This is a genomic window from Bifidobacterium sp. ESL0732, assembly GCF_029395535.1.
Lineage (GTDB): Bacteria > Actinomycetota > Actinomycetes > Actinomycetales > Bifidobacteriaceae > Bifidobacterium.
Genome location: NZ_CP113920.1, coordinates 399793 through 423117 on the forward strand (window position 1 = coordinate 399793; position 23325 = coordinate 423117).

Annotated in this window: 16 protein-coding genes and 1 tRNA gene; 16 read left to right on the forward strand and 1 reads right to left on the reverse strand. The window is 55.1% G+C overall.

Annotated features, from left to right (window positions below; genetic code table 11):
• Positions 1 to 113: 113 nt before the first annotated feature.
• The 4 genes from OZX70_RS01345 (at position 114) to OZX70_RS01360 (ending at position 10355) form a co-directional block, all read left to right on the forward strand.
• Positions 114 to 5465 carry an LPXTG cell wall anchor domain-containing protein gene (locus OZX70_RS01345; protein ID WP_277181401.1) on the forward strand — a complete coding sequence of 1784 codons (5352 nt, stop codon included), beginning with the start codon at positions 114 to 116 and terminating at the stop codon, positions 5463 to 5465.
• Between the two features lie 375 nt (positions 5466 to 5840).
• Positions 5841 to 6674, forward strand: coding sequence for a hypothetical protein (locus OZX70_RS01350; protein ID WP_277181404.1), 834 nt, complete (start codon positions 5841 to 5843; stop codon positions 6672 to 6674).
• 239 nt (positions 6675 to 6913) lie between these two features.
• Positions 6914 to 7807, forward strand: coding sequence for a glycosyltransferase (locus OZX70_RS01355; protein WP_277181406.1), 894 nt, complete (start codon positions 6914 to 6916; stop codon positions 7805 to 7807).
• Between the two features lie 22 nt (positions 7808 to 7829).
• Positions 7830 to 10355, forward strand: a complete 2526-nt coding sequence (locus tag OZX70_RS01360; protein WP_277181408.1) for a glycosyltransferase family 39 protein — start codon at positions 7830 to 7832, stop codon at positions 10353 to 10355.
• A 231-nt stretch (positions 10356 to 10586) separates the two neighbouring features.
• Here the strand turns inward: OZX70_RS01360 and OZX70_RS01365 are convergent.
• A tRNA-Met gene (locus tag OZX70_RS01365) sits at positions 10587 to 10663 on the reverse strand.
• 114 nt (positions 10664 to 10777) lie between these two features.
• Here OZX70_RS01365 and metA point away from each other — a divergent pair.
• The 12 genes from metA (at position 10778) to OZX70_RS01425 (ending at position 23158) form a co-directional block, all read left to right on the forward strand.
• A complete protein-coding gene (metA, locus tag OZX70_RS01370; RefSeq protein ID WP_277181410.1) occupies positions 10778 to 11824 on the forward strand; it encodes a homoserine O-succinyltransferase in 1047 nt (348 codons plus the stop codon).
• A 286-nt stretch (positions 11825 to 12110) separates the two neighbouring features.
• Entirely contained in the window at positions 12111 to 12926 is an 816-nt protein-coding gene (atpB, locus tag OZX70_RS01375; protein ID WP_277181412.1) for a F0F1 ATP synthase subunit A, read from the forward strand.
• A 152-nt stretch (positions 12927 to 13078) separates the two neighbouring features.
• Positions 13079 to 13306, forward strand: coding sequence for an ATP synthase F0 subunit C (gene atpE, locus OZX70_RS01380; protein WP_277146158.1), 228 nt, complete (start codon positions 13079 to 13081; stop codon positions 13304 to 13306).
• A 58-nt stretch (positions 13307 to 13364) separates the two neighbouring features.
• Positions 13365 to 13898, forward strand: a complete 534-nt coding sequence (locus tag OZX70_RS01385) for a F0F1 ATP synthase subunit B (RefSeq protein WP_277181414.1) — start codon at positions 13365 to 13367, stop codon at positions 13896 to 13898.
• A 78-nt stretch (positions 13899 to 13976) separates the two neighbouring features.
• Complete coding sequence (locus OZX70_RS01390; protein WP_277181416.1) at positions 13977 to 14804, forward strand: F0F1 ATP synthase subunit delta; 828 nt, start codon at positions 13977 to 13979, stop codon at positions 14802 to 14804.
• A gap of 86 nt (positions 14805 to 14890) precedes the next feature.
• Complete coding sequence (gene atpA / locus OZX70_RS01395; RefSeq protein ID WP_277181418.1) at positions 14891 to 16519, forward strand: F0F1 ATP synthase subunit alpha; 1629 nt, start codon at positions 14891 to 14893, stop codon at positions 16517 to 16519.
• Positions 16520 to 16522: 3 nt separating this feature from the next.
• Positions 16523 to 17527: a F0F1 ATP synthase subunit gamma gene (locus tag OZX70_RS01400; protein WP_277181420.1), complete on the forward strand. Its 1005-nt coding sequence runs from the start codon at positions 16523 to 16525 to the stop codon at positions 17525 to 17527.
• 8 nt (positions 17528 to 17535) lie between these two features.
• Entirely contained in the window at positions 17536 to 19029 is a 1494-nt protein-coding gene (gene atpD / locus OZX70_RS01405) for a F0F1 ATP synthase subunit beta (protein WP_277181422.1), read from the forward strand.
• The gene (locus tag OZX70_RS01410) at positions 19029 to 19322 is read left to right on the forward strand and encodes a F0F1 ATP synthase subunit epsilon (protein ID WP_277181425.1); all 294 of its coding nucleotides are present in this window, start codon (positions 19029 to 19031) and stop codon (positions 19320 to 19322) included. The genes atpD and OZX70_RS01410 overlap by 1 nt, the downstream gene beginning before the upstream one ends.
• A 184-nt stretch (positions 19323 to 19506) precedes the next feature.
• The gene (gene nucS / locus OZX70_RS01415) at positions 19507 to 20211 is read left to right on the forward strand and encodes an endonuclease NucS (protein WP_277181428.1); all 705 of its coding nucleotides are present in this window, start codon (positions 19507 to 19509) and stop codon (positions 20209 to 20211) included.
• 514 nt (positions 20212 to 20725) lie between these two features.
• Entirely contained in the window at positions 20726 to 21148 is a 423-nt protein-coding gene (locus OZX70_RS01420) for a hypothetical protein (RefSeq protein WP_277181430.1), read from the forward strand.
• A gap of 108 nt (positions 21149 to 21256) precedes the next feature.
• Positions 21257 to 23158, forward strand: coding sequence for an AAA family ATPase (locus tag OZX70_RS01425; protein ID WP_277181433.1), 1902 nt, complete (start codon positions 21257 to 21259; stop codon positions 23156 to 23158).
• Positions 23159 to 23325 lie beyond the last annotated feature (167 nt).

Below are 23325 nucleotides of genomic sequence, written 5' to 3' on the forward strand. Positions count from 1 at the left end.
AAGTTTTACTGTCGCCTTTCATCTCTTTCTTGGCGGATCGGAACGAAAGGCGACGGTTCCAATAATTGGAAGAGGGCAAACCGTCCTCTTCCTCAATGATAGCGGAGGGCTATATGAGGATGCAAAAAAAGAAATCAAGGGTTTCCGGGCTTCTGGCTTGTTTACTTGCCGGTGCCATGGCTTTGACAACGCTGCTTCCCGGCACGGCATACGCCGGTGGTGGTGGCGGGTCGGCCGGTGGCGGCGGAGGCGGAAGCATGGATGTCTCCCAACAATGGGCCTACAAGGACAACAACGACGGTGGTTTCGGTGGGTATGACATGGGATCCATCACCGCGGCGTTCATACAAATGGGTGTGACCATGGGCATCGGAACCGATGTGGCCCAGCAGGCGTTGGATGAGGCGAACACGAATTGCACTAATCGCTTTCATGAGGCGCATCCTGGTCAGGGTGAGGGAGACTGTCGCGTGGTCGCGGTGGGTACCATGACTGGTCCGAGCAAAGAGTTCAGCGGAATGGTTCATAACCCGAAAAGCGTGTGGACCGATAACTGGATTGCTCAGGTTTCCACTGGTACCTACAGTAACGGCGGAATCGCGTATAATACTGGAACTCCTTTTGCCGATCAGCCCGATACGTCAGTGGATTCGCTGGTGGATCAGTATGCCTCGGACGATGTGTCGATTGTAGTGATCATGCTTAATAGGTTCGAGCCGAAGATCCCCAATTATGATTTGTCGGTATCAACGTCACAGCAAGCGCCGGCCGGTCTGGTCGTAGGAGCCACGGACTCCGTTCATGACACCATTCATGCAAGCAATAATGGCTCATCGATCTATGAGGATGTGAACGCCGATACCTATCTGCATTATCGAGGTCATCCTGACGGTTACGTGACGGCAGTACAGGCGATGAAGACGGGGGCCATCCACAATAATGGTGATTCTTATTCCCCATCGTTCAGTCCGTCAGATCTGGGCATGAGCCATTGGCAGGAGGGCCAGTATTGGTTCGACACCAATGTTGTCAAGCAGGGCAAAATGGCGAATGGTACATCCCATGATGGCAGCAACGATCCTGCCGAACAGTGGGACGTGGCTGCGGTCGCACCCGAAGCGCCGGCCAAAAGCGTGAAGGAAGGCACCAGCGCCAACGAGATGACGAATACCACCACGATTTCGAGCAGTACCGGTCGCGGCGGCTACGAGATGACCTTCTCCGATGTGATCAACCCGAACGGGTTGGACTATACGGTCAACGACATGAAGGTCACTGACTCCACCACCGGCGATGACGTGTCCTCGCAGTTCCATATGAACTGGGACCTGGCGTCCAACACGGTGAGTGCACAACATGACGCAAGTATGGGCGAACTGCCGGTTGCACATGTTTTCCGGTTCACTTTCGGTGTGATTGTCCATAATCCCAATGTCAACAGCGTCTCTGATGAGGCAAGTGTCAAATGGAACAAGCATGAGGCAGTGTCGACACCGCGCTACGAGTTCCCGACCCGCGATCCCAATCCCGACAAGGCATGGACTACCGACCCAGAAGCCTCGCTTGCCGTCGGCGACCCGAACCATACAAATGATGTGGGCAGCGACAACCGAACATTCGTGCCCGGTGACCGTGTATCCAGTGTCGTCAACGGCATCCTCCCGAAGGACCTGGTACAGGATCTCGGCCAGTATTCATTGACCGATGATTGGTCGGGTGCGGCCCGATACGTGAACTTTCCCAACGAGAAGGCCAAAGTGTATGTAGACGGCATCGACCGCACTGATGACTTCACCATCACCACCACTGGTTCGAAAACCACCGCTCAAGCCGGTTCTGGCATTCTCGGTGGCAGCAGTCACCAACCAAACGACCGTATTGTGAAACTCGTTCTGGATGGTGAATTCAAATTGGAGACAACAGCCGCCGAGGCCATCGCCATGAGCAATGCTGGTGACGAAAAATGGAATGGGCATAACAAGGATACGAATACGCCAAGCGTGTTGGTCCGAAGTCCCAACCCGGACAAGGCATGGGTTAAAGATACGCAGGAGGCCTTGAATACTGCCGACAAAGCACATGCCAATAATGTGGCTGCCGACAATAAGACCTATGTGACCGGTGACAACGCAGTGGCGGTTGTCAATGGAAAGCTCCCCAAGAATCTCGCCAAGGATATGAGCCGGTACAGCATCACTGACGACTGGTTCGAAATCAAGGACTACGTGCTCTTCCCCAACGAGAAAGCCAAAGTGTATGTGGATGGCATCGACCGCACCCGCGATTTCACCATCACCACGGCCAACGGTGCGACTACCGCCATTGCAAAATCCAATATTCTCAATGGAAGCGGCAGGCAGTATAACGACCGTGTCGTCAAGCTCGTCCTCAACGGTACCATGCTGAAAGATACGGATGCCCATACCACGGTGACACTGACCAACAAGGGCAGTGAACAGTGGAACGGCAAGTCCTCGGCAACCAACGAGCCACAAATTCATGTCTGGAGCCCAAACCCCGATAAAAGCTGGGTGAAGCTTGATTCCAACGGCAAGTGGCGTCTGGTGATTGATCCGGAACACACGAACGCAACTGGAGCGGATAATCTCACCTTCCTCGACGGAGACAAGTTGGGTGCAGTAGTCAATCTGCCGATTACCAATCCCTCTGTGCTGGAATATGGTATTAGCAAGCTTTCGCTGAGTGACGACTATGGGAAGGCGGACTATCTCGTCGACCCGCTGGCGATTTCGAAAGTTCGCGTGTACATGGCATCCGCTGCAGGAAGTGCGTTCTCGAACGTCGATGCCATCAACAATGTGGCCGATGCCGATGTCACCTCGTATTTTGATATTTCGCAGAATGGAACAAAAATCAGCGCAACCGCGAAATCGGATTGGCTGGCGAAACTTTCCCGCCATGTCGGTCCACTGCAGGTGACGATGCTTGTGCCGTTCGTCGCCAACTATGCGAACGGTAAAGGCGCGAAGCAGGTACGTGAAGATTTCCATAAACAACCGGGCGACGAAGTTGCGTTCAGCAGCAATCCTGATGGTTCGGATCTGCTCAATACTGCGTCCGTTACCGTCAACCGCCAGGACAAGGCCACGAACCTTCCGAAGGTTTGCGGCTATGTCCCGCCAGTGAAAAAGGATGTCGTCAGCGAAGCTTCGCAAGGCGGTTCGCAGGAGTCCGTAAACGGAAAGGTCGTTTACCCCGGCCAAAAGGTCGAATACAACCTTGACACCCAGCCGCATCTGCCCTCACTGGCATATGAGGTCAAGTCCATCACCCTGACCGACAAATACGACCAGTACCTCAAACCCGACAAACAGACGTTGGAACTCATGGATCTCGTCAATGGTCGTGTGATATCCAAGTCGAAGTATGAGACCAAATGGGACGACGGTGCGCACGAGGTCGTGGTCAATATCACCGATGCCGAACTTATCGGGCAATGGCGGGCCGAAGGTTCCCCGGGATTGCAGCTTCGTTTCGAAGGCACGGTATCGCTCGATGCGCCGACGGACCATAAAGTCAACAATCAATGGATGCTTCTGCTGAACAATATGCTTACGCCAAGCAATGAAGTGTTTAACATTCCACCTGTTCTGAAACCCGCAAAGCATGAGTTCCAAAGCCAGAAACCAGGCGGTGTTGCGGTTTCCATCAATGGCAAGGCAATGTTCAAGGGCGATTCCGGCAACTATGTCATCGATCTGGATGCCACGCAGACCGGCCAGTCCTACAACGTGTGGAAGCTCGGCGTCGTCGACGACTTTGATGAGGAGTACTTGAAGGTCGATCCCACGGGCATCACCGTGGTCGGCGACGATGGGCGCGACTATACGGTGAAGTTCAATATCCAAGTGCTCGACGGCGTACTTTATGTCTTCGCCAAACAGGTCGATACGTTCGTGGGGGCTTCCGGCGAAATCGTCAAGGGCGACCCCCAGCCTGCCGATCTCAAGTCATACTCGTCCTTGGACACCCATGATCCGCTTACGGAACCGGCAATCGACCAGACGCTTCTGGGCCAGCGCTACCACATCACTCTACCCTACGTGGTGCAAAAGGTCACGGACGGGTATGTGGTGAAAAACAAGGCTACGCAGATTGAAAACAATGTACGTAAGGAAACTAATGAAGTGTTCAATCCGTTGAAGCCGATGAACCCTGCCAAGGATGTGGTCATCAAGGTAGGGGACAAGAGTGCGAACGGTTCGAACGTCTACAAGAACCATATGTTCCTTTATCGCCTTGACAGTACCATTCTGCCTGCGAACCGGGCCTATCCGTCTGTCGATGACTGGACCATTGTCGATGATCTTGACCCGGCCTATGACCAATACACCGGCCAGTGGGCCGTATACGCAACGCGAGATCTGTATGCGCAGGATGGCAGTGTATTGGCCTATCAGGGAGAGAGAATAGCCGGCAGCGGTTTCGATGCGATTGGCAAATTCGGCGATGACCTGTTCACGCTTGTCGCCGATGATGGCGGCATCTCCCTGCGCGGCAAAGAATTGGAGGAAGACGACCTCGATGGATCAGGAGCATCGCAATCCGGCGAACAGATGAAAATTAGCGTTGCCGCCACTGATTTCTATCGAAAGCTCGTTTCCCAGGACACCATGCACGAGCAGGGCTGGAGCGCCTACGTCCAAGTCAGGCGTATGAAAGCCAAGCAACGTCATGAAAACAAGTTCACTGAGACGCTCAATGAACGCACAGCTGAGTCGAACGTCGTCTGGACGCGCACGCCTGAGTTGACTCCGTCGCTGCACATCGAAAAGTGGGACAAGCCGAGCGGCTGGCCGAAAGGCGATCGCGACAATCCTGATGATGCGCTCAACTTCCAGTCGGACACGGAAATCGTCTTCACCATCACCAATACCAGTGAGGATGAGAATGGCCATGGCGCTCTGTTTAAGGCCAGCGACCTGAAGATTACCGATACCACCCTCGCCGGCGACGGTGAAGTGACTGACTTCAGGTACCCGTCTGGATGGTCAAGCCTCGTGCTGAAGCCCGGTGACCATGTCGATGTGGTCGGTACGTTGAAAGACGTTACGGCAAGGCATATGGACCGGGCCAAAGTCACAGGAATTCCGCTTATCGATTTTGAGGATGCGGGTACGAGCCTGTGGCCGGACAGTTCGGAAAACAATGAGGGCGTCACTTCTTCCGGAGTGGTTGATGAGGGCAAACCTGGTGGCACTGTTGTCGCGCTTCCGCATCTGGATGATGCCGAGCAGACGAAGATCGTCAATGTCGAGGGGCGAGCCATGAGCGCCATACAACCGGTCGACTCCAATCTTGACGATTGGAATGGGCGTAAGGAACCGTTGGTGGCTACTGGCGCATCTGTCATGCTGGTGCTGTTGTTGGCTGGCGCGTTCCTCTTCGGAGCCATTCTGTTCATGTGTCTGGCTCGGAAGCGTTCTCGTCCGCGGCATTGCTGATTTATGACGAGCGTATTTCCGGTGTCCCAAAGAGTTCGACAAGGTTCTGTAATTGACGGATATGGAATGCCGGAGATACAGGCGGCTTTGAAAATTTCGACAAATTCAGCAACCATTCAGCTTCCATTCAAGAATATCTGTTGAAAGTAGCGGAATTCCTTGGGGTTCGCCACAGCGCCCGCCCATGATGACGCTGTTCAATATAACCATCGACGCAGAAAGGCAGGTAAACAGCCTACTGTTTTACCGCCTTTCTGCCAAGACGATACGGACGTCAATGATTCATAGGTCGTAGGCATTCCTTTCGTCAGTAGATAGTCATCCGGATCGTCTGCCGGTATCGGTCAGGCGCCAAGGAACAGAAACAGGAGCATCATGATGGACAAGAATACGAACGACGACACGAATACCAACGTGAGCGGTAACGCGAACAACGCTGCTGATGATAATGCGGGTGTCAACACGAACAACACGGCCAACTTCGGGACATCGAACAACCGGAACAACAATGACTATATGTATACGGCCCCTGCCGCCGCATATCCAATGTATCCTTCTGCAAGCGGCAAAGGGCACATGCCAAGCAGTCAGCCAGTCGGTGGTCCAGGTTTTCTGGCTAATGAGGGACCGAATGGTCCCAGTGGTTTCCCCGCCGCCAATCCCTTTGGTCAACCCGGCAAAAAGCCCAAGGAGCATTCCGGCAAGATGTGGGGCGTTATCATCGGCATCGCGCTGGCGTGCGGGTTGGCCGGTGGCGCGATTGGCGGCTTCGCAACGGCACAAGCGGTTGTACCTTCGCAAAGTCAGCAGATTGAGCGTCGGATGTCTTCGGGCCAAGGCCGTCGAGGCATGGGCCAGACGATGCCTGGTGCCGGTGGCGAGTCCATGGATGGCAGCGGCCAGTCCGGCCAAGGCAACTCGGGATTGTCCGGGAATTCCGGTCAGTCTGACGGTTCTGGATCTTCGGACGATTCGAGCCAATCCAATGGAACGGGTTCCGCTGACGGTTCAGATATGTTCAGCGGATCTGGTTCTCAAAATGGCGGCACCGGAAGTTCCTCCGCAAGCGGCACCAACGCAACGAGTTCATCGCAAACGGATACTTCGACCCGTTCCGGAGGTTCGTCGTTGAGCACTTTCGACAATGCAACCTCAAGTGACGCTGGCTCCTCGATAACCATTTCCGATACGACGTTGCGGGAAGCCTAATGTGCATGCAACAGTAATAACAAGAAATAATCGATTGAATTCAAGATGGCCCCGGCTCGTACCGGGGCCATCTTCATGCCGTTTTCATGGGATCTGTTTCAACAACAACGACAACAATCTACGTGTTTTATCATATTCAGATAATGCTCAGTAAACTTCCATGGTACTAGTGACAGGTTTAGGGCTTCGTCCCACGATTGCCTGAGGGTATCTCCAAAATCGTCGTGTGTACTGTCATTATGACAACACAACAACAGCCGCAAACGGCACAGCATAGTTTCCATTCCGTCAAAGCTTCCTCCGATTCCAAGCACGACTTGTCCAATCCGCCCGAGCACGTCTCCATCGCGGAAAGTGTGGGGAATCCGGCATATGTGGATGCCGACATTGTTATCCCCGTCTACAACGAATGCGAGCAACTCGCCGATTCGGTGATTGCCTTGATGAGGTTTTTGAGTTCCTCGCGTCATAGTCGGTTCTTGGCGCAATCTCAGCCGTCTTATTTTCCGCTATACAGCTGGAATATCGTCATTGCCGACAACGCGAGCACTGACGATACCTGGCCGATTGCGGCAAGCTTGGCTTGGCAATATCCGAGGTTCATCCGCGCCGTCCGTATTCCGGCGAAAGGCCGAGGCCGTGCGTTGAAATTGGCGTGGGGTGAATCCCACGCGAAAGTCCGGGCGTATATGGACGTCGATTTATCCACCGATGTCCGACTGACCGATGTGCTGGTCAATTCGATTTTGCGCGGTCAGGCCGAAGTGGCAAGTGGCTGCCGTCTGCTCGACGAGTCTCATGTCACCCGCTCGGCCAAGCGAGAGTTCATTTCGCGGAGCTATAACACGTTGTTGCGCACGACATTGGGCGTCACTTTTAAGGATGCGCAATGCGGTTTCAAAGCAATCAGCGCCAGAGCCGCCAGATTTTTGCTGCCGAAAATACAAGACAACGAATGGTTCTTCGACACCGAACTCTTGACGCTTGCGCAGACATATGGCCTGCCCACCTATATATTCCCCGTGCGCTGGGTTGAGGACGCGGGCACGACCGTCGACATTCCTGACACCATCCGCAAGGACCTTGAAGGGATCAAGCGGATGCGGCACAGGCTTGCCACTTCACTTATTTGACCATATGCAACAAGGACAAACCATGAACGAAAGATCAAATCAGTTCGGTCGCATCAAATCGGCCTTCGTCGGCATTCCCGGAGGCTGTTTCGTCTCCGCCGACCCGGTGCACACCGTCCGCCATTCCGTCGCCCGCAAACGCACATGGCTCGATTGGCTCGCTTTCGGCATCATGATGGCAGCAAGCGTGGCGATCATGTTTGTCAACCTCACGGCCAACGGCTTCGCCAACGAATTCTACGCAGCCGCCGCCCAAGCCGGTTCGAAAAACTGGGAGGCGTTCCTATGGGGGTCGTCGGATGCCGCGAACTCCATCACCGTCGACAAGCCACCGGCCGCGTTGTGGCTGATGGCGCTTTCCATCAAAGCGTTCGGTCTGAATTCCTTCGCTTTGCTGCTGCCCGAAGCACTCTGCGGGGTGCTGAGCGTGTGGCTGCTATACGCTTCGGTGCGCCGGTACTGGGGCAATTGGGCCGGTATCATCGCCGGTTCGACGCTCGCGCTGACCCCTGTGGTCGCGCTGATGTTCCGTTTCGATAATCCTGACGCGCTGCTCGTTTTGCTGATGATTGCCGCTTCGGTCTTGGTCTTGCGAGCCTTGGAATATGAACCAGACCGTAAAGGCAACCGCAAGCGCACTTTGTGGCTGGCGCTTGCCGGAGTATGCATCGGCCTAGGCTTCCTCACCAAACAGATGCAGGTGTTTCTCGTTCTTCCGGGCTTTGCGCTCGCGATTCTCATCGCCTCACCGACCAAATTCTGGCGACGTTTGGTCGACAGTGTTGTCGCGCTCGCTTCGATGGTGATCAGCGCCGGCTGGTGGGTCCTGCTCACGGTTATCGTCCCCGCCGGTTCGCGCCCGTACATCGGCGGTTCACAGAACAATTCGTTCCTTGAACTCACCTTTGGATACAACGGCTTCGGCCGTCTGACCGGCAATGAAACAGGCTCTGTCGTTCCGGGAGGCGGTGGCGGCCGCGCGCCCGCTGACCACGCCGGCACCGGTTCCACGGGCGGCAAGATTTCCGAAACCCTCGGCAACGCCTACAGCGCGATGACCGGCATGGATGGAGGTCCCGGCCCTGTTCCTGGTACTGCAGGTCTAGGCCAAAGCCACACTGGCCGAGGCCAAGGCGGCGGTATGTGGGGCCAGACTGGTATCACGCGTCTTTTCGACGGGGTCTACGGTACCCAGATTTCGTGGCTTGCCCCCATTGCGCTGGCTGGCATCCTCATCGGCCTCGCCGTTTCGATTCGTGTTCGTCGCACCGACATGCGTCGCGCCGGTGTGATGGTGTGGGGCGGTTGGCTGGCTGTCACTTGGCTGACCTTCAGCTTCATGGGCGGCATTTTCCATCAGTATTACACTGTGGCTCTTGCACCCGCGGTTGCTGTGATGGTTGCCGTTGCCGTGCAAAGCCTCTGGGAACGGCGTGATACGTTGTGGTCGCGTCTGATGGCGATGGCACTGGTACTTGTCAACACTCTGTGGGCCGGGCAATTGCTTTCACGCGCGACTTGGTTGCCGTGGCTGCGTCCTGCGGTTCTCGTCATCGGCGGTCTGGCGACGCTCGCGCTGCTGGTTTCCGCTATCGCTCTGCTGCCGATACGTTCGTTGCATGCTCTGCGTTCCGGCAAAGGCGCGAATGTCATCGGCAAGATTGGTTTAATCGGCATCGTTTTGGCCGTGGTCGCCCTTTACGCCGGCCCAGCCGCATGGACGGGCTATACGGTTGCCACTGGTCATCACGGTTCAATAGTCACGGCCGGCCCGGAGATTTCAGGTTCGATGGGCGGTCCTGGCGGTCCCGGCGGTGGTCGTGGTGGACGCGGAGGTTTTGGCGGTCAAGGTGGCCAAGGAGGTCCCGGAGGGAATATGCCTGGTGGTGGCCAACAAGGTCAGGTTCAAGGTCAAAGTCAGGGTCAGGCCGGTGCTGGGAACCTTGACGGACAAGGTCAGGGTGGCTTCGGAGCAGGCATGCCGAGCCAGAATAACCAGAATGGCCAAAACGGCACCAACGGCCAAAGCAGTGGAAGTGGCAAAAATAGCGCAAGTCGCCATGACGGTTTCTCGAGTCGAGGCCAACGCGGTGCTAACAGCATGCGTAACGGCCACGGCGGTGCCGGCGGTCTGCTTGGCGGTGACGGTGCAAGCTCGGTCGGCAGCAAACTCAAGAGTCTGCTGATGAAAGACTCCGACCAGTACACATGGATTGCCGCAGCCACGGGTTCGCAGAGCGCGTCCGGCTACCAGCTGGCCACGCAGCAGCCTGTCATGCCTATCGGCGGTTTCAACGGCTCCGACCCGAGCCCGACGCTCGCGCAGTTCAAGAGTTACGTCAAGCAAGGCAAGATTCACTACTACATCGGCGGCGGCGAAATGGGAGGTAGGCATAACGGCGGCGATGGCGGCGGCATGGGCGGCAACCAGATGGGCGGTTCCAACGCTTCCAGCCAGATTGCCACATGGGTCGAGGCCAACTTCAAGTCCCAAACGGTCGACGGCGTTACCCTCTACGACCTGACCGCCCCCAAGGCCACTAAGTAAAGGAGGTAGTCGCACCGACAGTAAAGTAACCAAGCCAAGTAATCGGGGGCGTGCGTACGGAAACATCTCCAGCTTTCCGTCCGCACGTCTCAGGATTCATAACCCGTTTATTCTCCGAACCCATAACCCAGAGGTTTCAGGCCCGAAAGTTTCAGGTTTCAGCGATTTTTAAGCGTACCTTGACGTTATCGAAAAATAATTAAGCCCGAAATCGTTGAGATTCCGGGCTTTTGGTAGCGGGGTCAGGATTTGAACCTGAGACCTCTGGGTTATGAGCCCAGCGAGCTACCGAACTGCTCCACCCCGCGACGGCTGTTCATGTGTTTAAGACAGCAATAATCTAGATTACGGATAATGACGCAAATGTCAAATTTCCGGCGAGTTTTTTGCTATGAGGGCAGAAGTGTGGTCATAATGGAACCATGCCTATCAAGATTGCCAGCGGACTGCCGGCGCGTGAAATACTCGATAGCGAAAGGATCTTCGCCATCGAAAAACCTGAGGCGGAGCAGCAGAAGATCCGCCCCCTGAAGTTGGTCATCCTCAACCTCATGCCCAAGAAAATCGAGACGGAAACGCAGCTGTTGCGTCTGATTTCCAAGTCGCCTCTGCAGGTCGACATCGATTTCATGAAAACCTCGACCCACGAGCCCACGCATGTCAGTGCCGACCATCTGCTCAAGTTTTACGAGAACTTTGATGCCTTCAAAGACAACTATTACGACGGCCTGGTGGTCACGGGCGCGCCCGTGGAGCAGCTTGATTTCGCAGAGGTAGATTACTGGGACGAGTTGACGCAGATCCTCGACTGGGCGCAGACCCACGTTTTCTCCACGATGTACCTGTGCTGGGGAGCGATGGCCGGCCTCAACTACCGTTACGGGATCCGCAAGGTTGATTTTAAAGAAAAGCTTTTCGGCGTGTTCCCGCAATTTCTGCAGGACGAGTATTGCTTTATCACCAACGGATTCGATGAGATTTCACTGCAGCCGCATTCACGCGTTGCTGGCATGAACGAGGACGATATCGCCGCGAACAAGGATTTGCAGGTGCTCACCTGGGGGCCGCAGACCGGTTCCGGGCTTATAGCCGCCCGTGATTTTTCCGAGGTTTTCGTGCTTGGCCATTGGGAATACGGCAAGTACACTTTGCGAGACGAATACGAGCGCGACAAAGCCAAAGGCCTTACGAATGTGCCGTTCCCGGTCAACTATTTCCCGCACGATGACCCCACGATGGAGCCGCTCTTCTCGTGGCGTGCCCATGCGAATCTGCTCTGGCGCAACTGGCTCAACTGGGTTTACGAAACCACTCCGTATGATCTCAAAGAGGTTCCGAAACTTCGCGCAGAGAAAAAATTGGGTACTGATCGCTCCATTCGACATGAGCCTGGCGTTCCGCGCAACGATTGTTTCAAACAACTTGTAAATGATGGATATGGACTTATCTCGGATGCGATAGGAAAGTGAAATACCCAACAAAATGCTGTTTAATGATGTCGAAAGCTATCTTTAAATGCTAATATTGACACTAATTGTGACGGTATTTACATTTTTCGGGAAAGCGACGTACAATCGTCAGCGGCCATTCGGCGTTGAGGGTCGTGCCGGATGCGTCAAGCCCCCGCATGATTCTCGTCGCTGAAAACCAAAGAAACGAGATGTCGCTAATTCGCATCGAATCGCGGAACGCTGTATTCTCATTTCCGTTAAGTGGAATAGACTGGTAAGCCTGAGGTTAAATCAGGGAGGGCACATGATCGAAGCTGTTGGCACGAATATGTTGTTGGCATCGGCGTCTGGCGCGGATTTGCCGGGTGTCAACGACTTCCTGCCTCCGGAGATTCTTTTCCAGGGCACGCCGTTCGCTATCAACCGCATCATTCTCATCCGCATCGTTGCCACGATTCTTTTGCTCATCATTTTGGGCATCACCGCGGCTCGTGCCAAGCTCATTCCCGGTCGTTGGCAGGGTCTGATCGAATTCGGCATGGACTTCGTACGCAACAGCGTGGTGTACGAGACCATGGGCGAGTTACGCGGCAAACGTTACGTGCCGATGATCACCACCCTGTTCTTCACGATTTTCTTCTTCAACCTCTTCGGTGTCATCCCCGGGGCCAATATGGCCGCGACGGCCACCATCACCATGCCGTTGGTCTTCGCTATCTGGGTACTGGTGCAGTACTGGATCGCCGCATGCCGTGAAAAAGGACTTTGGGGCTACATTCGCGACGAGTGCTTCACGCCTGGAGTGCCGTGGCCCGTCTACATCCTTCTGGCTCCGATTCAGCTGCTCGAGTTGGTCATCATCCGCCCGGCGTCGCTGACGATTCGACTGTTCGCCAACATGATTTCCGGCCACCTTACGGTCGCTACGTGCTTGGCGTTCGCCCAGTTCTGGATGATTGAGTCGGCCAACAAGATGGTGGGTATCCCGGTGGGTGCCGCGTGGTTCCTCGGCGGTTTTGTGATGACGCTTTTCGAAGTCTTCGTCGCGTTCCTGCAGGCCTACGTCTTCTCTATCCTTGCAACGGTCTATATCAACCTGAGTTATCCGGAGGCCGAATAGCCAACAAACAGTCAGAAAGACCACGACAATATTGCGGCCTTGCCTAGGCAACGACACAGGACGCAAACAATAAATTTTTACAATTGAACAAAGCAGTAACCAAAGTTGTACCGGTTTTTTTAATGCCGACACGGCACTGGAAAGGAAAACAAATGGATATCATCACTCTCGCAGCGGTTTCTGGCAACCTGAGCGTTATCGGCTACGGCCTGGCCACCCTCGGCCCGGGCCTTGGTCTCGGCATTCTCTTCGGCAAGGCCATGGAGTCCACGGCCCGCCAGCCCGAAGTCAGCGGCAAGATCCAGATGATCATGTTCATCGGCTTGGCACTGGTCGAGGTGCTCGGCCTGCTCGGCTTCGTCGCCGCTCTGGTGCTCTAAAAGCAAACCGGCAACAAGCGAAAACAATGACAAAAACGAACAATGAAAGGAGATCACGATGACATTTGCTGCCTCGAAGGGCATCAACCTGTTTATCCCGAAGGTCTATGACATCGTATGGTCCCTGATCATTCTTGCCATAGTCGCTGTGTTCTTCTACAAATTCTTTATGCCGAAGTTCAACGCCATTTTCGACGAACGTGCCGAAAAGATCGAAGGCAACATCGCCAAGGCCAAAAAGGCCAAGGAAGATGCGGACTCGGCCAAGAAGAAGTATGAGGATCAACTCAACCACGCCCGTGTCGATGCTTCCAAGATCACCGACAACGCTCGCGGCGAGGCGACGAAGATCATTTCCGACGCCCACACCCGTGCGGACAAGGAAGCTGAGCAGATCACCGCGAACGCACAGCGCTCGATAGCCTCGCAGCAGCAGCAGGCGATGGTGTCGTTGAAGAGCGAGGTCGGTACATTGGCCACAGCTCTCGCTGGCAAAATCCTGGGTGCCAAGCTCGAGGATAGTGACGTGCAGACCAACATGCTCGACGGTATGATCGACGATCTCGACAAGAAAACGGACAATACGAAGTGACAGGTTCCGACAACCGACGGAATATGTTGCAGCACCTGGATTCGATGACAGATCTATTCAAGGAAGGTGAGGTGAACAATGCGAGGAGAAGCGTCATTACACGCCGATCGCCAATCGCGTGATTCCCTGGCCCCGAAGCTGAGGGCGAAGGGAACGGATGCCTGGCGAATCGGTGAAGAGCTGTTCGTCGTCACCAACCTGCTTGACCATGATGCGCAGGTGGAGCGTTCGCTTACCGATCCCTCACGGCCTACTGCCGACAAGGTTGCGCTTATCAACGGTATTCTTGCCGATCAGGCGGATCCTTTGACGGTGGAGATTCTGAGCGATTTGGTTTCCCGCAATTGGAGCCGAGTCGTTGATATCGCCAATGCTGTAGAGGATTTCGCGGTCGATGCCATGATGTATTACGCCGATGCGACCGATAGCACACTTGCTGTTTCCGTCGAATTGGCGGAAATGCGTTCCGCATTGCTCAAGATGTCGGTGTTGCGTTCCAAGCTTTCCGATGACTTTGCACCAGCCAAGGCGCGCCTTGACCTCCTGCATGCGGTTTTCGGCAACTCAAAACTCAACAAGGTGACCATGAGATTGGCCGAACACGCGGTGGCCAATCCTCGTCATCGTCGCTTCCTTGAGACCCTTGAGTGGCTTATCGCCAAGTTCACCCGCCATATGGGTGAATCGATGGTCACCGTCACCACGGCCACGCCGTTGAACAAGGCGCAGATTAAGCGGCTTACCGAGATCTACACAAACAAGCTCGGTCGCCCGGTGCATATCAATTCGTCCGTTGATCCCTCGGTTCTCGGCGGTATGCGTGTGCAGATTGGAGCGGATGTCACGGACAACACCGTCGCCGCCCAGCTTTTGCAATTGCGTCGTAAAGTGACCACGGAAATGTGAGCGGAACAGCGCAACCAAACAAGGTACTTGAAAAGGCACCTGTACCAAGACTTATCAGTCAACAAATTAATCAATAAGGAGTGATCATGGCAGAACTTACCATTGATCCTGCGAATGTGCGAAAGGCCCTCGACGATTTCGTCGATTCGTACAAGCCCAGCGACACTCCCACCCAAGAGGTGGGTTATGTTGCGACGGCCGGCGATGGCATCGCACACGTAACGGGACTGCCTGGTTGCATGGCCAACGAGCTGCTGACGTTTGAAGACGGCACGCTCGGCCTGGCTTTCAACCTTGATCCCCGTGAGATCGGCGTGGTTATCCTCGGCGACTTCGCAGGTGTCGAGGAAGGCCAGGAGGTACGGCGCACCGGAGAGGTGCTGTCCGTGCCGGTCGGCGACGGCTACCTCGGGCGTACGGTTGACCCTCTGGGCAAACCGATCGATGGCTTGGGTGAAATCAAAAGCGAAGGCCGCAGAATTCTCGAGGCGCAGGCCCCGGATGTGATGCATCGTCAACCCGTCGTGGAACCGCTTTCCACGGGGCTCAAGGCCATTGACGCGATGACACCGATCGGCCGTGGTCAGCGCCAGCTCATCATTGGCGATCGCCAGACCGGCAAGACGGCCATCGCGATCGATGCGATTCTGAACCAGAAGAGCAACTGGGAGAGCGGCGACCCGAAGAAACAGGTGCGCTGCATCTATGTGGCTGTCGGTCAGAAGGGCTCCACCATCGCCTCCGTGCGTCAGAGCCTTGAAGAGGCGGGTGCGATGGAGTATACGACCATCGTGGCTTCCCCGGCTTCCGATTCCGCTGGTTTCAAGTACATCGCCCCCTACACCGGCTCGGCCATCGGCCAGCACTGGATGTATCACGGCAAGCACGTCCTCATCGTCTTCGACGATCTGTCGAAGCAGGCCGAGGCCTACCGTTCGATTTCCCTGCTGCTGCGTCGTCCGCCGGGGCGTGAAGCTTACCCGGGAGACGTCTTCTATCTGCATTCCCGTCTGCTCGAACGCTGTGCCAAGCTCTCCGATGATCTTGGCGCCGGCTCGATGACCGGTCTGCCGATTGTGGAGACAAAGGCAAACGACGTGTCCGCCTACATCCCGACGAACGTCATTTCCATCACAGACGGCCAGATCTTCCTGCAGTCCGACCTGTTCAATGCCAACCAGCGCCCCGCTGTGGACGTCGGCATCTCGGTTTCCCGTGTCGGTGGCGCGGCCCAGACCAAGGCGTTGAAGAAGGTCTCCGGCACCCTGAAGATCTCCTTGGCCCAGTACCGTTCGCTGCAGTCCTTCGCGATGTTCGCCTCCGATTTGGATGCGGCTTCCAAGGCCCAGCTGACGCGCGGTGCGCGACTGACCGAACTGTTGAAGCAGCCTCAGTTCTCGCCGTATTCGATGGAGCAGGAGGTCGTCTCCGTATGGGCCGGCACTCACGGCAAGCTCGATGATCTCGAGATCGCCGACGTGCTGCCGTTTGAGCATGGCCTGTTGGGCTATCTCGAGCACAACACCGATATCTTGAAGACGATTCGCGACACCGAGAACTTCACCGATGACACGGAGAAGGCTTTGGACGCGGCCGTCGAGAAATACCGTGAGAACTATGTGACCAAGGCCGGCAAGCCGTTGGTCATCAAGAAGCCGGTCGCCACCACTCCTACCAAGATTGAGCAGGAAAAGATTGTGGCGGGTGATAAGTAACCCATGGCTTCGCAACTCGGATTGAAATCACGCATCACCTCCACCACGTCGTTGGGCAAGATCTTCAACGCGCAGGAGATGATCGCTTCTTCGCATATCGCCAAGGCACGTACCGTGGCGCTGAATGCGAAGCCATACAGCGACGCGATTTTCGATGCCGTCCAGGCGCTGGCCGCACATACCGATATTGATCATCCGATTGTCAAGTCCACGGAACGCAACCCCCGGGTCGCCGTTCTCGCCTTGACGTCGGACCGCGGTATGGCCGGTGCCTATACCTCGTCGATCATCCGCGAGACGGAATCGTTGCTCGCTCGCCTCGACGAAGCGGGCAAGCAGCCTCTGCTGTACGTTTACGGCCGTCGCGGTGTCTCCTATTATCAGTATCGCAATCGCCAGATTGCGGCGACATGGGAAGGCAACACCGACCAGCCGGGCGCGGAAACCGCTAGGGAAATCGCCAACCGGCTGTTGGACGACTATATGAAAACGGCTGCGCAAGGCGGTGTCTCCGAGCTGTATATCGTCTTCACGGAATTTGTGAACATGGTGGTGCAGAAGGTCCGTGTGCTGCGGATGTTGCCGGTTGAACTGGTCAGGAACAACGATCAGAAGCCCGGTGTCAATGCCGCCGCCAAGTCCGGAGACAGTGCCAAGACCGAAAGCGGAGAGGCCGGTTCTTCGGCGGCTACTGCTGCCGGGGATGAGACGTCCGTGGCGAAAAGCGATCAGATGTCGCCGCTCTATACGTTTGAACCGAATGTCCACAAGGTCTTGGATGCGATTCTGCCGAAGTACGTGCAGTCGCGTATCCATGAATGTCTGTTGACTGCGGCCGCCTCTGAGACGGCAAGCCGGCAGAACGCCATGCACACCGCGACAGACAACGCCAACAACCTGATCGATACGCTGACGCACCAGCTCAATGCTTCGCGTCAGGCCTCGATCACCCAGGAACTTACTGAGATAATCAGCAGCGCAGATGCGCTGAACAAAGAGGAAGAGTAGGAACGCTTATGGCACAAAACGAGTCAACGGCTCAGTCCAGCGCGACCTCCGCCGACAAGGCGAACGATCTGAATGCTGGGCGCATCACACGCGTCCAGGGTTCGGTGATCGACGCCGAGTTTCCGGCGGGGCACCTGCCCGACATCTACAATGCCCTGAAAGTCAAGATCAGCAACGTGGGCAACACCGAAGGCGAGACCATCAAGGAGATTACCCTTGAGGTCGAGCAGCAGATCGGTGATTCCACGGTGCGCGCCGTTGCACTGAAGCCTACCGATGGCCTCGTGCGCGGTGCGACGGTCACCGACACGGGCGGCCCCATCGAGGTGCCGGTCGGCGACGTGACCAAGGGACATGTGTTCGATGTAACGGGCAATATATTGAATGCCAAGCCCGATGAGCATATCGAAATCAAGGAACGTTGGTCTATTCACCGCAATCCGCCGGCCTTCGACCAGCTTGAAAGCCGTACGAAGATGTTCGAGACGGGCATCAAGGTCATCGATCTGCTGACCCCGTACGTCGAGGGCGGCAAGATCGGCCTCTTCGGCGGCGCAGGCGTCGGCAAGACCGTGTTGATTCAGGAGATGATCCAGCGCGTGGCGCAGAACCACGGCGGCGTCTCTGTGTTCGCAGGCGTCGGCGAACGTACCCGTGAGGGCAACGATCTGATCGGCGAAATGGGCGACGCAGGCGTCTTGGAGAAGACCGCGTTGGTCTTCGGCCAGATGGATGAGCCCCCGGGGACGCGTCTTCGCGTGCCGCTGACGGCCCTGACGATGGCGGAGTACTTCCGTGACGTTGAAAACCAGGACGTGTTGCTCTTCATCGACAACATCTTCCGCTTTACGCAGGCGGGTTCTGAGGTCTCCACGTTGCTCGGTCGTATGCCGTCTGCTGTGGGCTATCAGCCGAACCTGGCCGATGAGATGGGTGCCTTGCAGGAGCGCATCACCTCGACCCGTGGGCACTCGATCACCTCGTTGCAGGCCATTTACGTGCCTGCTGACGATTACACCGATCCGGCCCCGGCCACGACCTTCGCCCACTTGGATGCGACCACCGAGCTTTCGCGTGACATCGCCTCCCAGGGCATCTACCCGGCCGTCGACCCGCTGTCGTCCACTTCGCGAATCCTCGATCCGCGCTACGTGGGCCAGGAGCACTATGACACCGCAAACCGCGTCAAGGCGATTCTGCAGCGCAACAAGGAGCTCCAGGACATCATCGCCCTGATCGGCATCGACGAGCTCGGCGAGGAAGACAAGACCACCGTCAATCGCGCCCGCAAGATCCAGCAGTTCCTTGGCCAGAATTTCTATGTCGCGAAGAAATTCACCGGCTTGGAAGGCTCCTATGTCAAGGCCGACGAGACGGTCGAGGCGTTCAAGCGCATCTGTGACGGCAAGTATGACGATGTGCCCGAACAAGCGTTCAACGGTATCGGCGGTATCGATGATCTCGAGCACAAGTGGCACGACATGCAGAAGGAATATGCGTGATGGCTGGCTCCACGATGAAGGTGAATATCGTCGCTTCCGACCGTCCCTTGTGGAGCGGCGTTGCGAAGTCCGTTTCCATCCCCGCCAGCGAGGGTGGCATGGGACTTCTGCCCGATCACGAGCCGATTCTGACGGTTATCGACAAGGGCACGGTTTCGGCCATTGACGTTGACGGCAATCGCCACAGCTTCGAGGTGACCGACGGATTCGCGTCCTTCGATTCCAACTCACTGACCGTCGCCGTGGAAACCGGCGTGGACACCAAGAAGGATCCGACGCAAGCGGCAGAGTAGTTCGTCCGGTTCGTCGGCAACTTTCGTCAATAAAACGGAGACATCGAAGATTCGGTGTCTCCGTTTTGTATTTGATTGCTATATCAACAGTTGGCTCATACAGATATGTACTACACTATGTTACAAATTATCTTAAGTGTTTATTTGGGAAATTTCGCCCAGAGGCTCGGGTAAGGTAGCCAACGTGCGAATTATTGTTGCTGACTGCTCCGCCGTCTATTCCGGAAGGCTCAACGCCTCGTTGCCCATGGCAAAGCGAGTGCTCATGATCAAGGCCGACCAGAGCCTGCTGATTTTCTCCGAACTCGGTTCCTACAAACCGCTCAATTGGATGGCTGCGCCTTGCACCATCAAGGAAGTTACTCCGGAAAGCAACGCCGAAGATGCCGATGAAGAAGCCCCCGAAAAGGTGTTCCGCGTGGCTGCGCAAAAATCCACCGATGTTCTTGAGGTCACGGTACAGCATGTCTATTCCGATGAGACTTACGATTTGGGGGAGGACCCCGGGCTCGTCAAGGACGGCGTCGAAGATCATCTCCAGTATTATCTGGCGGCTCAGATCGAGCGCATTGGCAAGGGCGCGAAACTGGTGCGTCGCGAATACCCGACGCCCGTCGGCCCGGTCGACATCATGGCCATCGACGGCAACGGCCAGCACGTCGCCATCGAGATCAAGCGCCATGGCGGCATCGACGGCGTCGAACAGCTTACCCGCTATGTCAAGCTCTTAAACAAGGACCCGCTGCTTGCACCGGTACGTGGCATGTTCGCCGCCCAAACCATCACCCCGCAGGCCCGGGTCCTGGCCACCGAGCGTGGTTTCGATTGCCTCATCCTCGACTATGAAGACATGAAAGGCACCGACGACGACAGCCTGCGTCTGTTCTGACGCAAGTGAGACGCGATACAAATTTCTTATGGATGAAGTGTTAATCTCGAAGGTATTGTGCAGGGAGGATGGATGATATGAAGTGCAGTCATTGTGGATTCGATTTGAGTGATCAAGCCCTTTTCTGCCCACAATGCGGTGTGAAAGTGGTACGTCCGCAACCTACAGTTGCCGCCGAATCCGCCTCATCTTCTCAACCGGTCCAACCGACCGAACAGCCTTCGCAATCAGACCAATCGTCTCAACCTTCTCAGCAGCCTCAACAGGTCCTACCGACCCAGCCGATTCAGCAACCGCCTCAACCGGCTCACCGGCCCTCTCAACCTACGCCTCAGACCCAGCCTCAACCCGCGTTCCCCAGCCTCGCCGGCAGACCACGTATTATGCCCAAAATTCGCAGCAAAATCGGCCACAATATCAACAGGCTCCGCAGTCTGCTCAAAATTCCTATCGGTCTCAGCCACAGTATCAACAGGCTCCACAGACCACTCAGGGTTCTGCACAGGCACCGACGATGGCTGCTATTCCGCCGATTAAGAAGAAAAACCGTTTTCTTAAGATACTCACGGATATTGTGGCCGTACTTCTGGTTTTCGCTCTCGCTTTTTGGCTGCGTGGCATTCGGATAGCACATGACAGCACGCCTGATTCGGTGGAAAACGGCGCAGCATATGTTCAGAACAGAGGCTATAACCCTAATAGTTCCAACGGTTTGAGTGATTTGCAATCCCTAGGATTTAGGGGCTTAGAGGCCAAAAGCTGGTATGTCGGTAATGACGACAAGAAGATATACAATTACGAGGTCGTTTGTGGCAGTGACGAGTATCGTTTGTATTATGCGCCCTCAGGGAAATATCAGGGCTGGACGATGATTCAAGGTCGCACGATAGTCCGGGATACAGAGCCGAAGTTGGTTAAGTGCGATACCGGGAATTAATTGCTGCGAGTGTACCGAGAAACCGCGCAGCCAAGGTAAGGCGAATGGGCATCCGATCGGCTGTATCTATTTTGCCGGCCTCGCCGACATTCTGCGATGAATTTAAAGTTGAGTTTGACGAAGCGTCCGTGGATTAAAAGTATCTGGAGAGAACCCATGTTATTGTGTACGCACTGCCGCCACTGGAATGGCGAGGATTTCCATTTTTGTGAGCAATGTGGCGGCGAGTTATCCACAAGAGAGAAAATTTATCATAAAGCGGGTTACATCCCTGCAAAGGAAAACGGACCGGTCTATTATGTCTCCTCCTCGAGAGGTGGAGCCTTCCGCTCGTTGCAGGAAGCCTTGGAACAAGTGCGAAAAGATTGCGCCGTCAATCAGAAAGCAGATGGAAATCCTCGGATCGTTCTCGACCCCGGTACATATGTCGTCAATGAGGTGCTGAAAATTGCATTCTCCGTGGTGATTGTCTCTTCGCCGGGTTGTTCGCCGCAGGACGTGGTAATCAAAGCCGGGAATGATGACGCCGAGATTCTATCGTTAGTTGAGAGCGACAATGATGATGCTGATAACGATACCGATAACGAGGAAGGCGGAAATGAATCAGAATTATGCGCGGATGGAAAAATAGTATATGAAAATCTGACGCTGGACATCATTGTTTCCGGTACTGGCTTTATCGATAGCTGTGTCATACAAGATCCGTTGTGCGCTTGTGCAGGTTATCTGGTTGTCGTCAACTCATTGTTCTGTAAAAGAATATTGGTGGGGGACGGAGGCATTTTGCTGCTGGCCCGGTCGATTGTCTCGAAGGGGATACAAGTTCTTGAACCAGATGAAGACCACTCTCCCCGTATAGTCGGGGTTATCGATCACTCTTTGGTATCAGGTGATTCGAAAACCTGGGGTATAAAGGCTTCGTATTGTGTCATGCTTGAAGTTTCGGAATCGAGAGTCAAAAACGGTATGTTTCTTGAGAAGACATTCCTGATTATGGGACGTTCCAAGGTCACCGGAGATTCAGACGCATATAACGGCGCGCCATTGATTCTCGATGGGGAAATCGCCGATCCCGAGTTTTTGAGCTATATGCCAAAGGATTCCTCGGCCAAATTCGATTCTATTGCTTTCGAGGATTTGAAAGTGAAGGCTTCGGATCTATTCGGTGATGATGAGTCATCAGATGCTCCAGCAAGCCATGTCGACCAGCAGGGCGTAGACGAACTGCTTGCTCAATTGGACGCGCTGACAGGTCTGGACTCCGTCAAAACCGATGTGCGCAAACAAATACGGCTTATCCAGTTCCAGCAGCAGAGGAAGGCTCAGGGACTGCCGGTCAATTCGATTTCGCATAACATGATTTTCGCCGGCAATCCCGGAACCGGAAAAACCACGGTGGCTCGTATCTACGGCAAGTTGCTTTACAGTCTGGGTATCGTCAAAAAAGACGTATTCGTGGAGGCCGATCGCTCCCAATTTGTGGCAGCATATCTCGGTCAGACGGCCTTGAAGACCAAGAAAGTGATCAACAGCGCCCGTGGAGGTGTGCTGTTCATCGACGAGGCCTATGCGCTGGTGCAGCAAGGTGGTTTTAGTGATGTTTACGGTCACGAGGCGGTGGATACGCTGTTGAAGGCGATGGAGGATTATCGCGATGATATGGTCTTCATCCTCGCCGGATACACCGATGAGATGAAGCAGTTCCTCGATGCCAATGCCGGCCTCAAGTCCCGTATCCCGAACTGGCTGACATTCAAGGATTATACGCCTGATGAGCTTGTGTCCATCACCAAAAACCTTGCCTCTCGTGAAGGATACGTCTTCGGCGACGGTGTCGAAGATAGGCTCAGGGATTATTTCGCCCGTACCTGCAAGGAAGAGCACTTCGGCAATGCCCGTTCGGCTCGTAACCTTTACGAGGCGGCCATTACCAACAAGGCGGCACGGGAGATAGAAAAAGGTGAGAACAGCGATCTCACAACGCTTATCAGTGAAGATTTCGAAGTTTAACACAGCGATGCCATGAACGGAAAATATTTGGCAATGATCCGTAGGTTTCGAAAGAGCTGATAAAAGATGTTGGGCATCATATCTGAGAAATATGTGATTATGGTTTCGTTGTACAATTTTGACGTATATTAGGGTAATAGCAAGAAGAGCAAGTCAACGGGGGATGA

What these genes read in the sequence shown, in the direction of transcription:
- OZX70_RS01345 (WP_277181401.1), top strand. Translation starts at nt 114, where the DNA reads ATGAGGATGCAAAAAAAGAAATCAAGGGTTTCCGGGCTTCTGGCTTGT.
- OZX70_RS01410 (WP_277181425.1), top strand. Translation starts at nt 19,029, where the DNA reads ATGGCTGGCTCCACGATGAAGGTGAATATCGTCGCTTCCGACCGTCCC.
- OZX70_RS01420 (WP_277181430.1), top strand. Translation starts at nt 20,726, where the DNA reads ATGGCTGCTATTCCGCCGATTAAGAAGAAAAACCGTTTTCTTAAGATA.
- OZX70_RS01385 (WP_277181414.1), top strand. Translation starts at nt 13,365, where the DNA reads ATGACATTTGCTGCCTCGAAGGGCATCAACCTGTTTATCCCGAAGGTC.
- atpB (WP_277181412.1), top strand. Translation starts at nt 12,111, where the DNA reads ATGATCGAAGCTGTTGGCACGAATATGTTGTTGGCATCGGCGTCTGGC.
- atpA (WP_277181418.1), top strand. Translation starts at nt 14,891, where the DNA reads ATGGCAGAACTTACCATTGATCCTGCGAATGTGCGAAAGGCCCTCGAC.
- OZX70_RS01390 (WP_277181416.1), top strand. Translation starts at nt 13,977, where the DNA reads ATGCGAGGAGAAGCGTCATTACACGCCGATCGCCAATCGCGTGATTCC.
- OZX70_RS01400 (WP_277181420.1), top strand. Translation starts at nt 16,523, where the DNA reads ATGGCTTCGCAACTCGGATTGAAATCACGCATCACCTCCACCACGTCG.
- OZX70_RS01350 (WP_277181404.1), top strand. Translation starts at nt 5,841, where the DNA reads ATGATGGACAAGAATACGAACGACGACACGAATACCAACGTGAGCGGT.
- atpD (WP_277181422.1), top strand. Translation starts at nt 17,536, where the DNA reads ATGGCACAAAACGAGTCAACGGCTCAGTCCAGCGCGACCTCCGCCGAC.
- OZX70_RS01360 (WP_277181408.1), top strand. Translation starts at nt 7,830, where the DNA reads ATGAACGAAAGATCAAATCAGTTCGGTCGCATCAAATCGGCCTTCGTC.
- atpE (WP_277146158.1), top strand. Translation starts at nt 13,079, where the DNA reads ATGGATATCATCACTCTCGCAGCGGTTTCTGGCAACCTGAGCGTTATC.
- OZX70_RS01355 (WP_277181406.1), top strand. Translation starts at nt 6,914, where the DNA reads ATGACAACACAACAACAGCCGCAAACGGCACAGCATAGTTTCCATTCC.
- metA (WP_277181410.1), top strand. Translation starts at nt 10,778, where the DNA reads ATGCCTATCAAGATTGCCAGCGGACTGCCGGCGCGTGAAATACTCGAT.